Below are 14,333 nucleotides of genomic sequence, written 5' to 3' on the forward strand. Positions count from 1 at the left end.
ATGTGATCGTCGTGGGTGGGACGGTCGTGCGGTGGGTTGTGCATGCGTGTCCTTGAAGAGGTAGAGGCTGGTCGTGTGAAGGGGCTGTTGGGCGGGGTCGACCGGTTGGGGGACCGCTCGCTGGTGACGCGAGATGCTGTCGGCGCTGTCCGGGGACCGGGCGGGACGGTCCCGGATTCGGGAGGCTCTCGGTCCCCAGTGGCATGGGTGTGGGGGACCGGTCCCGTCTCGGTCCCCGTAGTCGTGGGTGGGGACGGTCCCCGACGTCGTGACTTGACGGTCCCCGAACCGTCGAAGGTCGGTCCCGGATGGCGGGGACCGTGGGGACGGTCGCCACTGAGTCGGGGGATATCAGGGGGTTGACCTGCGGAAACAGAGTTGGGGACCGGTCCCCGTGGTGCCCGACGCGCGCAGCGCAATCAAGGGGACGGTCCCCGCTCGACTGCTGTCGGTCCCCTCTTGGGGGAGGCCGCTGCCAGCCGGGGACGGGACCGGGACGGGGACCGTGACTGGGACGGGGACCGGGACCGCGACCGGGACGGGACCGGGTTGGGGGACCGTGATTGGGGCGGGGACGGGACCTGGATGGGGACGGTCCCCGAACGGCTCGGGCCAGTGGTTCGGTCCCCCACGATGACGGGGACCGACCTGGGTGGGACCGTGGTGGTCAGGAGCCTGACGGCTGGGCGCGTCGGCGGTCTGGGCCGGTGAGGATGACGCGGGTGGTCATCTCTGCCAGACGGGAGGCGACGCGGTCCCCGACTGCGTTGCGGAGTTCCGCGATGGGCAGGTTGGTGGTGATCAGGGTCGGGAGCATCTCGGTGTAGCGGCGGTTGATCAGCCGGTACGTCAGCTCCTCGGTCCACTCGGACTGCTTGGCCGCGCCGAGGTCGTCCAGGATCAGCAGCGGGCACCGGCCGAGCTCTTGGATCTCCCGCTCGGGGTCGTGGTTGGGCCGGGGCCGGAGCTGGGCGTAGAGGTCGGCGGAGGTGACCGCCTGCCAGCGCAGGCGTACTCCGGCGGCCAGCAGCGAGCGGACGGCTCCGTAGGCCTGATGTGTCTTGCCGATGCCGGTGGTTCCGGCGATCAGCAGCGAGGGGCCGTAGGCGATGCCCCGGGTACCGGCCGGCCCGTTCCGCCCGGCGCCGGTGACCGCCTCCACCCAGCCCAGGACTTCGGGTTGGGTGGCGAGTGCCTCGCGGTAGCGGGGCGGGATGCGGCGGTCGGCGAGTTCCAGGGCGGTCACCGGCTCCACCGTGTGCCCGGCGGGTGCGGTGTCGGGGTCGATGCCCTTGGCAGCGAGGATGGCCTGGAGACGGGCTGCCAGGGCGCCAGCACGCTGGGGTTCGCGGGTCGCGGTGGTCACAGCTGGCCTCCGTAAGCGGCTTCGGCGTCAACGGGGTTGGTGTACGGCTGAGGGGCCCTGCGGGCGCCAGCAGTGGCCTGGGGCGGGTTCATGGCCTCGTTGACCAGGCTGGGCAGCAGACTCGGGTAGAGGCTCTTCAGGCGCATGCGGTCGACTCCGGCTCGGATGTGGTCCGGGTCGATGCCTTCGTGCAGCAGCTTGCTGATTTCCCGGCCGACGTGGCCCAGGACTTTCCCCGGAGGGCGCTTCCCGCACGCGGCGGCGTACTCGGCGACCAGTTGCTGGGCCGTTGCGGTCTGGGGTGTGGCGGGGGCGCTCGCACCTCCCAACGGAGATCCTAGATCCATGATCCTAGGTCCTAGATCCGGACCGTGAGGGCTCGGCGCAGGCTCCCGCACCTCCCCCTGATGCTGCACGGAGGGCTCACTGAATCCGCCCTGACCTGCGGATACGGGGATCGGTGACGTGGCATGAGGTGCGGGCTCCGGGGCGGGTGCCTGATGGTGCACGGACGGCTCACGGAGCCCTCCCTGCGCCAGCGGTGAAGTCAGGGGTACCCGGCCGCCGTCGTGGTAGGGGCAGTTCGGGTGCCGGACACCGCTGGGGCGGTTGACCTTCTGGTGCTTGGAGAAGGTCACGATGTGCAGGTACCGCTTGCCGTCTTCCTCGCCCTCGTACCGGCAGATGAGTTCATTGCCGGCGAGCTGGGTGAGGTCGTCTTCCACCTCGATCGGGCCGTGTTCGGGGCGCAGGGACCACAAGAGGCCCGCGATGACGGCGGACTGGTCACGGAACCGGCCGTGGTCGTCGGCCTGGGTGAGCAGGCCGAAGAACGTCCGCTCGGCGGTGATGCTGACGGCGGCCAGCGATTCGGAGCTGAAGGCTTCCGGCTTGATGGTGCGGATGCGTGCCATGCCTATCGCCCCGCCTTCGTCTGCTGCTGGGACGGCGACGCCGGGGTGGGCGCGGGTGTGCGGACGGCTGCTTCGGCCGTACTGTTGGGCATAGACGTTCCTCAGATCCGTTCAGGAGTGGGCGGTTTGGACAAGGGACTCCCATCGGCTCTCGGCGCTGCAACGCCGGGAGCCGATTCCTTTGTCGGGGGTGCTTAGCCAAGACAGCCACACCCGGCCCGCGCAAGTCCAGCGAATCCGCACTCGAAAAGTGTCAGATCGCATCGCTGATCGCGAACGTCTTCACAGTAAGTGCGAATCCCCGGTTGACCAAAAAGTCGACGGCATGGGGAGAGCGGCGAAGGTCGCACCCCGAAAGCCATTGACCGGAGTAGGCGAGGCGATCTATGTTTCCGCCGCCCGGAGCCGCTGATGCTGTGCACACCTCTGTGGTCCGAGATGGGTCGTAGCTCCGCAATGGCCGCCTATGCGGGAATCGGCAGTTCGTTCTCCGCGAAACGGGCCCCAAAAGTCCCATGTCTGGGCTTCCGCGATTACGTGAACCCGGGAACCCGAGCTACAACAGACGCATGCCCCGAAGAGCTACGGAAATCGGTCCCGCCGGAGAACGGACCGCCGGCGCCATCGAGCGCGTGCGCACCTCGCGCGGGTTTGCCCAGCGCGAGCTCGCTGCCCGGGTGACCGAGCTCGGCCACCCCATGACCAACACCATGCTGTCCCGCATCGAACGGACCCGCCGACGCTGCGACGTGGATGACCTCGTCGCCATTGCGGCCGCCCTCGGTGTCTCCCCACTCGCCCTGCTCCAGCCCGCGACGTAGGGGGCTGGGATGGGGTGTGCGGTGACGCCGCCCCGGCTTATACCCGACGATCCCCGGTCAGCCAAACCGGGGATTCTCCAGACCATTGAAGTAGTCCGCTCCACCTGCCTGACAGCAAGCGGGGGCGGGCTTGTCATGCCCGATGTCCGTCGCCGCAGGTTGCCGACGGAAGACCCCGAAGGTTCGATACGTGCGAAGTGTTGCTTGTGACAGTGAATTGCTGGCGAATGTCCGCACGTCTCCCCGCATGTCGCCGCTGGAGAGGGGTTTTCTGAACGTGGGTGAAGCCGCCGAATACCTGGGGCTGTCGCCCGCCACCCTTTACGTGTGGCGGCACCGTCGCCAAGGTCCGCCGAGTTTTCGGATGGGGCGGAGCGGACGTGTGATGTACCGGATCCAAACACTTGACGAGTGGATCCGGGAACAGGAGCAGGCGGACTCCCGCAGCAATGCCTCCCTAAGCCCGGTGAATGCTGCCCCGCAGCGCCGTGCCGGGTATCCGGCCACGACCTGACTGATCTGCCCGGCCTTACCGCCCGACCTACGCCCAACCCTTACTCCGAGGAATTCTTTGGCTGGCTATATCGAAGACCGTTGGATCAAAAAGAAGAAGGATCCCGTCACCGGGAAGCGTGAGCGTACGACCCGCTACGGCAAGGGGTCCCGATATCGTGTCGCTGGAATCCCGGGCGTCCGGGACATGTCGTTCGACGTGCTGGAGGACGCCAAGGGGTGGCTCCGGCGGTCCGGCACCGACAGCGAACGAGGCGAGTTCGTCGACCCGCGCGACGGCTCCATCACCTTGACGGACTTCGTCACGCGCCACTGGCGCGCCGGCGTTCGCGGCGCGCCCGGCACGGTCAAGCGAGTTGACGAGCGTGTACGACTCCACATCCTTCCGCACCTCGGTGCGGTGGCGCTGCGCGACGTGTCGGCGACCGTCCTGCGCGGCTACATAGCCACGCTCGAAGGCGAGTGCTCTCCGCGGTACGCCCGGCAGATCCTCACCTCGCTGTCGAACATCTTCGAGACCGCGATCGATGACAAGCGCCTCGTCCGCAACCCGATGCGGGCCAAGACGGTGCGTTGGCCGAAGGCCCCCGACGAGGATCGTGACGCGTGGCCGCTGGCAACGGCGCAGCGGGTACGGGACGTGATCAATCCTCGCTACCGGATCGCGGTCGTCGTCGCGGTGGGGTGTGGGCTGCGCCAGGGCGAGGTGTTTGGGCTGTCGCCGAGGGACATCGACTTCGAACGCGGCGTCATCCGAGTGCGCAGGCAGGTCCAACTTCTTTCCGGGTGCCTCTACTTCGCCCTGCCCAAGGGTGGCAAGACGCGCATCGTCGACATGCCCCGGTCGGTGGCCACGGAACTGGCCGCGTACTTCCTCGACCATCCGGCCGTCGACGTCGAACTCCCCTGGGGCGGACCGGAGCCCGACCGGGAGAAGCAGAGCTTCCCGCTCGTCCTCACGACGACGTACGGCAATGCCATCCGCGCCAACATCTTCAACGACGAGGCCTGGAAGCCGGCCCTCGCCGCGGCCGGAGTCATTCCCGCGCGGGAGAAGGGTGCGCGGTGGAAGGCTTCGCGCAAGGACGGCTTCCACGTGCTCCGGCACACTTACGCCTCGGTCCTCCTCGAAGCGGGCGAGTCCATCGTCACGCTCGCTCGGTGGCTCGGTCACTCAAGTCCGACCATCACCCTCGACCACTACGCCCACTTCATGCCGGAGGCTGGCGGCAAGGGCCGCGCGGCCATCGACGTACTGCTCGGCACGGTGCCCGAGTACGTACCTGAGGGCCTCGTCTCCTCTCACGGCAGCATCTGAGAGCCCGTACCGACAGCGGTCGCCTGCGTCCGGCAATGTTCCAGCCCCGCCGTTACCTCCGCCTGGTCCAGGCTGTCCTCGGTCGCCAGGAGTTCCCCGGCCGTAACCATGGCCTCCCAGAACTCGGGAGGTGAGCCCCGCCCGTCCCGGAACCGGGTCTGCGTGAAGAGCAGGAAGATCTTCGTGAGCTCCCCGGTTCGAAACCAGGGGATCATGCCGCCAGGAAAGCCTCCGCGGGCGCAGGCGGCAGTCCACAACAGGTTGCGGATCCGCTCGCCGCGACCGTCCAGCACTTGGTCCACGACGAACACGTGCCCACAGGCGAGGAGCATGGCGACGATGTCTTCCTCTCCCGCCTCGAACTCGTCGAAGAGGGGCCGTGCCTCGTGGATTCGAGCTTCGGCGTCCGGCCGGGACACTTCCAGGGCCAGACATAGGGCCAACGCGCAGGCGTCCCAGTCACCGGTGCGCGCGGCCAGTTCGGCGAAGACCTCCTCCTCGCCCTGTCCGGCGGCCAGCATCTCGCGGGCCTCCAGAACGAGCGCGTCCCCGCCTTCCCCGTGCTTCATGGCCAGAGGCTACAGCGATGCTCGAACGCGACAGAGGGCGCGGTGACTTGAGCGTTCCGTCATTCCCGTGATTCCGGCTGGTCGTGCAGGTGACGACGCTGGGTTCAGCGGCAGAGGTCCATGATGGTGTCGTCGAAGTCGGGGAACTCCCGGGTCGCCAGCTCGATCACGGCTGCCGCCGACCGGCGCTGGTGCGGTGCGAATCCTTCGGCGATGGCAGCCAGCTCCGGATTGGGCTGCGCCTTCCAGTCCGGCTCGTAGGACGTGGCGGCTTCCCAGGGGCCGAAGCCGTCGGCCAGTAGCCACAGGAAGTCGCCCAGGTCGCGTGCTACGACACCGGTCTCGCCCTCCGAGCCGAGGAAGACGATGGGCTGCTCGGCCAGAGGGCGGCTCGGGCGGATGAGCCAGATCGCCGCATACCCGCCCGTGCCGTCTTGTCCGAACACTCGGAAGTCGTTGCCGTCCAGCTCGCTGTTCCCGGTCCATGCCTGAAACCAGTCGGTGGTCTCGGCAGCGGACAGGAAGGCCGGGAAGGGTTCGAAGTCCACCCCGGTCTTCCCGTCGGCGTAGTCGAATCGAACGGCCATCGCGGTGGCGAGCGCGGCGGGGAACTGGCGGTCATCGGTGGGCTTCACGGAGACAGGCTAGACAGGGGGTCGGACATCGACGCCCCACGGGCAAGGTCGTTGGACGACTGCCGGCTTGTAGTCGTCGGGGGACACAGGACAGGCCTGGTCGTGACAACGGGTGGCACAGCATCTGCTGTGCCACCCGTTGTCGTTACCCTCCGCGATCGCGTGCCGTCGAAGGTGGTCGGCGGTGCGGGAGGGCTGGCGCCAAGGTTCGGGGGAGCGCCCGGCATGGGTGGGCTGCGGATTCTCCCCAGATTCTCCCCAGGGAGTCCTGCGGGCCGCTTCTCAGTGTTCGCAGGAGCTAAGTTGATCAATGGTGCTGCTGTGCGGTCTACAGCCAGTCGCGCTTCTTGAAGATGACGTAGAGGCTGGTGCAGACGACCGCCATCAGGAGGATCGCGAAGGGGTAGCCCGCTGCCCAGTGGAGTTCGGGCATGGTCTCGAAGTTCATGCCGTAGATCGTGCCTACCAGGGTGGGTGCAAAGAGGATGGCGGCCCAGGAGGAGATCTTCTTGATCTCCTCGTTCTGTTCGAAGCCGGCTTCGGCCAGGGCGCGCATTTCGGCGTTCTGTTGTTGGGAGACCAGGGTGGCGTTGACCGTCAGGATTTCCGTCAGGGCCTGGCGGAAGCCGTCCACGCGTTCGCTGGTGTGGGTGACGTGGTCGGCCACGTCACGGAGGTAGCGCTGGAGTTCCTCGTCCGTGCCGTATTTCGCGAAGCCGGCCATCAAGGCGTGGAGCATGCCGACCAGGGGGCGGGTGGCGCGTTGGAACTCGACCATTTCGCGGGAGAGTTCGTAGATGCGGCGGGAGACCTCCGGGTCGCCGCGGAAGACCTCCGTCTCGATCTCGTCCACGTCGTTCTGGACTCCCGCGACGACCGGGGCGTACCCGTCGACCACCGCGTCGAGGATCGCGTACAGGGCGGCCTCGGGGCCCAGGGAGAGGAGCTCCGGGGATTCCTCCATGCGGCGGCGGACCGCGGAGAGGTCCGGGGCGGCGCCGTGGCGGACCGTGATCAGGAAGTCCGGGCCCACGAAGACGTGCAGCTCGCCGAACTCGACCTCCTCCGGGGCGTCGAGGTAGCGCGCCGCGCGCAGGACGACGAAGAGGGTGTCGCCGTAGCGTTCCAGCTTGGGGCGCTGGTGGGCTTCGAGGGCGTCCTCGACGGCGAGCTCGTGGAGGTTGAACTCGGCCGCGAGGGAATGGAGTTCGGGCTCGGTGGGGCGGTGCAGCCCGATCCAGGCCATGCCGTCGGGCTCTTCGCGCAGCCGGCGGAAGGTCTCGGCGAGGGTGGTGGGGGAGGCGATGCGTCGGCCGTCGCGGTAGACGGCGGAGTCGATCACGCTGCGGTGGTCCGGGGGCCCGGTCGGAGCCGGCGTCGGCCGGGCGCCCGCCGCGCCCCCGGAAGCGGGGGGCGTGGCGGGAGGGGGCGTGGGGCGGCGCCATCCCGGGCGCTTCCCGGACGGTGGGGGGCGGCGGTCTGGGCGCTCCGACATCGCAGGTCAGCTCCCGGTCGATAATGCGTTCCGTAAGGGCGGGGAGTTGCGGACAACGGGTGTCCGCAACCGGGGATAGCTTGCTGTCATGGCCTCCAGGACGACGCATCGCGATCCCGTACTCGATACCCGTTCACTCAACCGTGCCACGCTCGCCCGCCAGCTGCTCCTGAGCCGCGCCGCGATGTCCGCGCAGGACGCCGTCACGCACCTGCTCGGGCTCCAGGCGCAGAACGTGAAGCCGCCCTACTTCCAGTTGCACGCCCGGCTCGCCGGATTCCGGCCCGCCGAGCTCGCGGAGCTGATGGAGTCCCGGCGGGTGGTGCGGATGGTCACCATGCGGTCCACCATCCACACCCACACCGCGCACGACGCGCTGACCCTGCGGCCGCTGGTCCAGGGCGCCCGGGACCGGGAGGTCAACCTCTTCCGCAAGGGCCTCGTCGGGGTCGACCTGGAGCGGCTCGGCGAGCTCGCGCGCACCTTCGTCGAGGCCGAGCCCCGCACCATGGGCGAGATCCGCGAGGAGCTGCTCGGGTACTGGCCGGACGCCGATCCGCAGGCCCTGTCCGTCGCCGCCCGGTGCCGGCTCCCGCTCGTCCAGGTCACCCCGCGCGGGGTCTGGGGGCGCAGCGGGCAGGTACGGCTCACGACCGTGCGGCAGTGGCTCGGTGCGCCCGCGAAGGACGAAGCCGCGCCGCAGCAGGCAGCGCAGGCGGAGCAGGTGGAGCAGGCAGAGCAGGCAGAGCAGGCGGAGCAGGCCCTCGACGATGTCGTGCTGCGCTACCTCGGCGCCTTCGGGCCCGCCTCCGTCAAGGACATGCAGGTCTGGGCCGGGCTGACCCGGTTGGGGGAGGCCTTCGAGCGGTTGCGCCCGCGGCTGGCCGTGTTCCGCGACGAGAACGGCGTGGAGCTCTTCGACCTGCCCGACGCGCCCCGGCCCGACGCCGGCACCCCCGCACCGCCCCGCTTCCTCCCGGAGTTCGACAACTTGCTGCTCTCCCATTCCGACCGCACCCGGGTGATCGCCCCCGAGGCCAAGGGGCGTTCCTGGGCGGGGAACCAGGCCTACTGCACCCTCCTCGTGGACGGATTCCTCGGCGGCCTATGGCGGCTGGCCCGGGGGACGCTCACCGTCGAGCTCTTCGACGCCCCGTCGAAGGCGCAGAAGGACGAAATCGTCGCCGAGGGGGAGCGGTTGCTCGCGGAGATGACGGAGACGGAGGGCCCCGGCTCCGTGCGCTTCGGGTCAATCCGCGGCTGACGCCGCTCTGGTGGGCCGTACGGCAGGCACGGCACGATGCCTTCCATGACGCACAACTTCGCCGAGAGCGCTCAGAACGCCACTGCCGAGTTCCTGGCCGCACGCGACTTCCTGCTCGAACGCCGCGGTGACTACGCAGCCGCCCACGGCGGTTTCACCTGGCCGCGGCCCGAGCGCTTCAACTGGGCCCTCGACTGGTTCGACCACATCGCCGCCGGCAATGGCGCCGACGCCCTGCGGATCGTCGAGGAGGACGGCACCAGCCGGTCCGTCTCCTTCGGCGAGCTGGCCGTACGCTCGGACTCCGCCGCCAACTGGCTGCGCGAGCAGGGCGTCGCGGCCGGCGACCGGGTCCTGGTCATGCTCGGCAACCAGCGCGAGCTGTGGGAGGTCATGCTCGGCGCGATGAAGTTGCGCGCCGTCGTCATCCCCGCGACCCCGCTGCTCGGCCCGGCGGACCTGCGCGACCGCATCGAGCGCGGCCGCGTACGGCACGTCATCGTGCGCGTCGAGGACACCGGCAAGTTCGACGAGGTCCCCGGCACCTACACCCGGATCGCCGCCGGCCCGGACGTGCCCACCGGATGGCGGCGGCTGGAGGACATGTACGCGGCCGGCGGCTCCTTCACGCCGGACGGCGAGACCCTGGCCACCGATCCGCTGATGTTGTACTTCACCTCCGGGACCACCGCCCGCCCCAAGCTCGTCGAGCACACGCACGCCTCGTACCCGATCGGGCACCTCTCCACCATGTACTGGCTCGGGCTGCGACCCGGCGACGTGCACCTGAACATCGCCTCGCCCGGCTGGGCCAAGCACGCCTGGTCGAACCTCTTCGCCCCGTGGAACGCGGGCGCCACCGTCTTCGTCCACAACTACGCCCGCTTCGACGCCGAGCGGCTGATGGCGGAGATGGACCGGCACGGCGTGACCACGTTCTGCGCCCCGCCCACCGTGTGGCGGATGCTGATCCAGTCCGACCTCACCAAGCTCCGCACCCCTCCGCGCGAGGCCGTCGCCGCGGGCGAGCCGCTCAACCCGGAGGTCATCGAGAAGGTCCGCGAGGCCTGGGGCGTCACCATCCGCGACGGCTTCGGCCAGACCGAGACCACCCTCCAGATCGGCAACTTCCCGGGGGTCCCCGTCAAGCCCGGCTCGATGGGGCGTCCGGCGCCCGGGTACGAGATCGTGCTCCTCGACCCCGTCACCGGCAAGGAGTCCGCGGACGAGGGGGAGCTCTGCGTGGACCTGCGCCCCCGGCCCGCCGGGGTGATGACCGGTTACCGGGACGACCCGGAGCGCACCGCCGAGGCCATGGCGGACGGGATCTACCGCACCGGCGACATCGCCTCGCGCGACGAGGCCGGGTACCTCACCTACGTCGGGCGTTCGGACGACGTCTTCAAGGCCTCCGACTACAAGATCAGCCCGTTCGAGCTGGAGAGCGCCCTGCTGGAGCACGAGGCCGTCGCCGAGGCCGCCGTGGTCCCGGCGCCCGATCCGCTGCGGCTGGCCGTGCCGAAGGCGTACGTCGCGCTCGCCGCCGGGTGGGAGCCCGGGCCGGAGACCGCCCGTGTACTGTTCGCGCACTCCCGGGCGGTGCTCTCCCCGTACAAGCGGATCCGCCGCATCGAGTTCGCGGAGCTCCCGAAGACCGTGTCCGGCAAGATCCGCCGGGTGGAGCTGCGGGAGCTCACGGCAGCCGGCTCGGGGGCGGAGTACGACGAGTCCGAGCTCCTCGGCTGAGGAGGCCGCGGCCCGGCCGTCGGCCCGCCCCGGTACGGCCGGGGCGGGCCGACGGTACGGCCCGCCGTGCGGGACCCACGTACCGTCGACCCCGTGGGGCGTTACGCCGGCAGCTGCGCCTCGATCGCGGCGATGACCTCGGGCGACTCGGGCTCGACGCTCGGCCGGAAGCGGGACACGACCTCGCCGGCGGGCGAGATCAGGAACTTCTCGAAGTTCCACTGGATGTCGTCGCCCGCCTCGCCGTCGGCGTACGCGGTCTTCACCAGCTCCTGGTACAGCGGGTGCCGGTTCTCGCCGTTGACCTCGGTCTTCTCCAGGATCGGGAAGGTCACCCCGAAGCCGGCCGCGCAGAAGGTCGCGATGTCGTCGGCGTTGCCGGGCTCCTGCCCGCCGAACTGGTTGCAGGGCACGCCGATGACGGTGAAGCCCTTCTCCTCGTACTTGAACTGGAGCCGGGCCAGTCCCGAGTACTGCGGGGTGAGACCGCACTGCGAGGCGGTGTTCACCAGCAGGATCGCCTTGCCCTTGTGGGCCGCCAGGCTGGTCGGCTCGTCGGACAGGGTGGTCAGCGGGATGTCGTACAGGCTCATCGGGCGCTCCTCGGCAGGGAAAGGGCAGACAGCATGCGGCAACCAATGGACACGGATGTTTGTTCCGAGCCTACGTGCTGCCCCGCGGCCCGATCGATCGCCCCGACCAGGGGCACCCGCAGCCTCCGCGGCTCCTACGCGCCCCCTCCCACCAGTGCGTCCGCGGGGTCGTTGACCGGCTGCGGCATGCCCGTGAGGTCCATGACGAACAGCGGTATCCCGAGGTCGTCCGCGCGGGAGCGGGCGTCCTGGGTGTATCCGGCGAGCGCGAAGTAGACGCTGGTCGCGGAGGCCGTCAGCCCGTTGAGCCAGACGCATTCCACGGCCCGCAGCCCCGCGGGGGCGGTGGTCGGGTCCACCTGTGCCACCAGCCCGGGGGCCCGCAGGTCCACGGCCGCCGAGGGAATGGGCGGCACGTCGGGCTGCCGGACGTCCTGGAAGCCGAGCCACCGCAGGTACAGGGCGGCCGTGGACACCGCGTCCCGGGCGGTACGGATGGTCACCGGGCGGAAGGCGGGCCGCGGCACGGGCGCCGCCCCCGGCCGCACCGGGCCGGAGTCCGCGGGACCACCCGCCCCAGGAGACCCCGCAGTCCCCGGAGGCCCCGCCGTCCCCTGAGCGCCAGCCGAACCCGAAAAACCCGCCCGGCCCGCCGACCCGGCCCGCCCGCCGTTCGCCGACCCCGCCGCCCCCGTCGGGCCCCGTACGCCAGGGCGCGGAAGCAGCCCGTCCAGTGCCCCGGCTCCGGGCTCGGCCCCCACCGGGTGCACCGGAATCCGCACCACCGTCCCGCACGAGGTGCACCCCACCTCGGGATGCGGCCACTCGCTCACCCGCGTGCAGGCCGCGCAGCGCACGGCCACCCACGTGTCCGACCAGGTGCGGTGCGTCAGCGGCTGGGGCGCCGTCGCCATGTCCAGCGGCGGGGTGACCGGGCTGCCGCAGGCACAGGGGAAGACCGGGGCGGCGTAGTCGTTCTCGCGCAGGCACGCCGGGCAGCGCACCGGTACCGCATCCGCCATGAGTGTCGGCCCCCTCCTCGCTGTGCGTGGGTCCATGCTCCACCACCTGCCACCGGCGGGGCGCGCATGCCCTCGATTTTCCGCTGGCAATCCGCGGAGTCCCGGTCTTTCGTACAAGTCGCTTGCGCGAGACGCGGCTTTTGGTGCGTTCCGGGGTGCTCATGCTCCTTGACGTGCGGGGACTGGCCGCTTAGCTTGTTCCGTATAGCAGAACAAAACTTCCGGATTGCGGAAACGCCCTGGAAACCGGAACAGTCTGACCGCCAGACCCGCAGGAGAACTCGATGCCTCGTATGACAGCCGCCGCCGCTGCAGTGGAGATCCTCAAGCGCGAGGGCGTTTCGCAAGCGTTCGGCGTGCCCGGCGCTGCGATCAACCCGTTCTACCGAGAGCTCAAGAACGTGGGTGGCGTCAGCCACACGCTGGCCCGCCACGTCGAGGGTGCTTCGCACATGGCCGAGGGGTACACCCGCGCCAAGGCGGGCAACATCGGCGTCTGCATCGGCACCTCGGGCCCGGCCGGCACCGACATGATCACCGGTCTGTACTCCGCGATCGCGGACTCCATCCCGATCCTGTGCATCACCGGTCAGGCTCCGGTCTCGAAGCTCCACAAGGAGGACTTCCAGGCCGTCGACATCGCGACGATCGCCAAGCCCGTCACGAAGGCCGCCACGACGGTGCTGGAGGCGGCCCAGGTTCCCGGCGTCTTCCAGCAGGCCTTCCACCTGATGCGCTCCGGCCGTCCGGGCCCGGTCCTGATCGACCTCCCGATCGACGTCCAGCTGACCGAGATCGAGTTCGACCCCGAGACGTACGAGCCGCTGCCCGTCTACAAGCCGTTCGCGACCCGCGCCCAGGCCGAGAAGGCCCTGAGCTTCCTGCTGGAGTCCGAGCGCCCGCTGATCGTCGCCGGTGGCGGCATCATCAACGCCGACGCCCCCGACCTGCTGGTCGAGTTCGCCGAGCTGACCAACATCCCGGTCATCTCCACCCTGATGGGCTGGGGCATCATCCCGGACGACCACGAGCTGGCCGCCGGTATGGTCGGCGTCCAGACCGCCCACCGCTACGGCAACGCGACGTTCCTGGAGTCGGACTTCGTCCTCGGCATCGGCAACCGCTGGGCCAACCGCCACACCGGCTACAACCTGGACGCGTACCGGGGCGACCGCAAGTTCGTCCACGTCGACATCGAGCCCACCCAGATCGGCAAGATCTTCGCCCCGGACTACGGCATCGCCTCCGACGCCAAGGCAGCGCTGGAGCTCTTCGTCGCGATCGCCAAGGAGTGGAAGGCCGAGGGCAAGCTGCCGGACTTCTCCGCCTGGGCCGCCTCCGCGCAGGAGCGCAAGGCGACCCTCCAGCGCCGTACGCACTTCGAGAACATCCCCATGAAGCCGCAGCGCGTCTACGAGGAGATGAACAAGGTGTTCGGTCCGGAGACCCGCTACGTCACCACCATCGGTCTCTCGCAGATCGCGGCCGCGCAGTTCCTGCACGTCTACAAGCCGCGCAACTGGGTCAACTGCGGCCAGGCCGGCCCGCTCGGCTGGACCATCCCGGCCGCCATCGGTGCCGCCACCGCGCAGCCGGAGACCCCGGTCGTCGCCCTCTCCGGCGACTACGACTTCCAGTTCATGATCGAGGAGCTGGCGGTCGCCGCCCAGCACAAGATCCCCTACGTCCACGTCCTGGTGAACAACGCCTACCTCGGCCTGATCCGTCAGGCGCAGGGCGGCCTGGGCATCAACTTCGAGGTCAACCTCGAATTCGAGAACATCAACACCCCGGAGATCGGCGTCTACGGCGTCGACCACGTCAAGGTCGCCGAGGGCCTGGGCGTCAAGGCGATCCGCGTCACCGACCCGGAGAAGCTGGGTGAGGCCTTCGAGCAGGCCAAGAAGCTGGCCCAGGAGTTCCAGGTCCCGGTCGTCGTCGAGGCCATCCTGGAGCGCATCACGAACATCGCGATGAGCAAGACGGTCGACATGAGCGACGTCACCGAGTTCGAGGAGCTCGCGACCGAGCCGGGCCACGCCCCGACCGCGATCCGCCCGCTGTCGGTCTGACGACC

14 protein-coding genes are annotated in these 14,333 nt (G+C 69.6%); 7 read left to right on the top strand and 7 right to left on the bottom strand.

The annotated features are described in order from the left end of the window. Positions 1–667 precede the first annotated feature (667 nt). Together OG974_RS02660 and OG974_RS02665 are read right to left on the bottom strand one after the other, a co-directional pair. Entirely contained in the window at positions 668–1,366 is a 699-nt protein-coding gene (locus OG974_RS02660; protein ID WP_371645271.1) for an ATP-binding protein, read from the bottom strand. Beyond that, positions 1,363–2,280: a hypothetical protein gene (locus OG974_RS02665; RefSeq protein WP_371645273.1), complete on the bottom strand. Its 918-nt coding sequence runs from the start codon at positions 2,278–2,280 to the stop codon at positions 1,363–1,365. The genes OG974_RS02660 and OG974_RS02665 overlap by 4 nt, the downstream gene beginning before the upstream one ends. Before the next feature lie 569 nt (positions 2,281–2,849). Here OG974_RS02665 and OG974_RS02670 point away from each other — a divergent pair. The 3 genes from OG974_RS02670 (at position 2,850) to OG974_RS02680 (ending at position 4,932) form a co-directional block, all read left to right on the top strand. After that, positions 2,850–3,101 carry a helix-turn-helix domain-containing protein gene (locus OG974_RS02670; RefSeq protein ID WP_150517229.1) on the top strand — a complete coding sequence of 84 codons (252 nt, stop codon included), beginning with the start codon at positions 2,850–2,852 and terminating at the stop codon, positions 3,099–3,101. Between the two features lie 247 nt (positions 3,102–3,348). Continuing rightward, complete coding sequence (locus OG974_RS02675) at positions 3,349–3,615, top strand: helix-turn-helix transcriptional regulator (RefSeq protein WP_371645275.1); 267 nt, start codon at positions 3,349–3,351, stop codon at positions 3,613–3,615. Positions 3,616–3,801: 186 nt separating this feature from the next. Next, positions 3,802–4,932 carry a tyrosine-type recombinase/integrase gene (locus OG974_RS02680; RefSeq protein WP_371645277.1) on the top strand — a complete coding sequence of 377 codons (1,131 nt, stop codon included), beginning with the start codon at positions 3,802–3,804 and terminating at the stop codon, positions 4,930–4,932. On the opposite strand, the gene OG974_RS02685 is transcribed toward OG974_RS02680, so the two are convergent. The 3 genes from OG974_RS02685 to OG974_RS02695 form a co-directional block, all read right to left on the bottom strand. Next, positions 4,917–5,501 carry a hypothetical protein gene (locus OG974_RS02685; protein ID WP_371645278.1) on the bottom strand — a complete coding sequence of 195 codons (585 nt, stop codon included), beginning with the start codon at positions 5,499–5,501 and terminating at the stop codon, positions 4,917–4,919. The genes OG974_RS02680 and OG974_RS02685 overlap by 16 nt on opposite strands. 104 nt (positions 5,502–5,605) lie before the next feature. Further along, positions 5,606–6,136, bottom strand: a complete 531-nt coding sequence (locus tag OG974_RS02690) for an SMI1/KNR4 family protein (protein ID WP_371645280.1) — start codon at positions 6,134–6,136, stop codon at positions 5,606–5,608. A 328-nt stretch (positions 6,137–6,464) separates the two neighbouring features. Then, the gene (locus tag OG974_RS02695; RefSeq protein WP_371645282.1) at positions 6,465–7,631 is read right to left on the bottom strand and encodes a magnesium and cobalt transport protein CorA; all 1,167 of its coding nucleotides are present in this window, start codon (positions 7,629–7,631) and stop codon (positions 6,465–6,467) included. An 88-nt stretch (positions 7,632–7,719) separates the two neighbouring features. Here OG974_RS02695 and OG974_RS02700 point away from each other — a divergent pair, with 88 nt between their 5' ends. Further along, positions 7,720–8,895 (top strand): winged helix DNA-binding domain-containing protein, encoded by a 1,176-nt coding sequence (locus tag OG974_RS02700; RefSeq protein ID WP_371645284.1) that lies wholly within the window; start codon positions 7,720–7,722, stop codon positions 8,893–8,895. A gap of 45 nt (positions 8,896–8,940) precedes the next feature. Beyond that, the gene (locus tag OG974_RS02705) at positions 8,941–10,641 is read left to right on the top strand and encodes an AMP-binding protein (RefSeq protein WP_328764218.1); all 1,701 of its coding nucleotides are present in this window, start codon (positions 8,941–8,943) and stop codon (positions 10,639–10,641) included. 101 nt (positions 10,642–10,742) lie between these two features. On the opposite strand, the gene OG974_RS02710 is transcribed toward OG974_RS02705, so the two are convergent. After that, a complete protein-coding gene (locus OG974_RS02710) occupies positions 10,743–11,234 on the bottom strand; it encodes a glutathione peroxidase (protein ID WP_327279337.1) in 492 nt (163 codons plus the stop codon). Between the two features lie 134 nt (positions 11,235–11,368). Further along, the gene (locus OG974_RS02715) at positions 11,369–12,097 is read right to left on the bottom strand and encodes a hypothetical protein (RefSeq protein ID WP_371646706.1); all 729 of its coding nucleotides are present in this window, start codon (positions 12,095–12,097) and stop codon (positions 11,369–11,371) included. On the opposite strand from OG974_RS02715, the gene OG974_RS02720 reads away from it, so the two are divergent. Together OG974_RS02720 and gcl are read left to right on the top strand one after the other, a co-directional pair. Beyond that, on the top strand, positions 12,033–12,206 hold the full coding sequence (locus tag OG974_RS02720) for a hypothetical protein (protein ID WP_327286034.1): 174 nt from the start codon (positions 12,033–12,035) through the stop codon (positions 12,204–12,206). The genes OG974_RS02715 and OG974_RS02720 overlap by 65 nt on opposite strands. Positions 12,207–12,540: 334 nt before the next feature. Further along, positions 12,541–14,328, top strand: coding sequence for a glyoxylate carboligase (gene gcl / locus OG974_RS02725; protein WP_327279338.1), 1,788 nt, complete (start codon positions 12,541–12,543; stop codon positions 14,326–14,328). The last annotated feature ends 5 nt before the right edge of the window (positions 14,329–14,333 follow it).

It is taken from the genome of Streptomyces sp. NBC_00597 (assembly GCF_041431095.1).
In the GTDB taxonomy this organism is placed as follows: domain Bacteria; phylum Actinomycetota; class Actinomycetes; order Streptomycetales; family Streptomycetaceae; genus Streptomyces.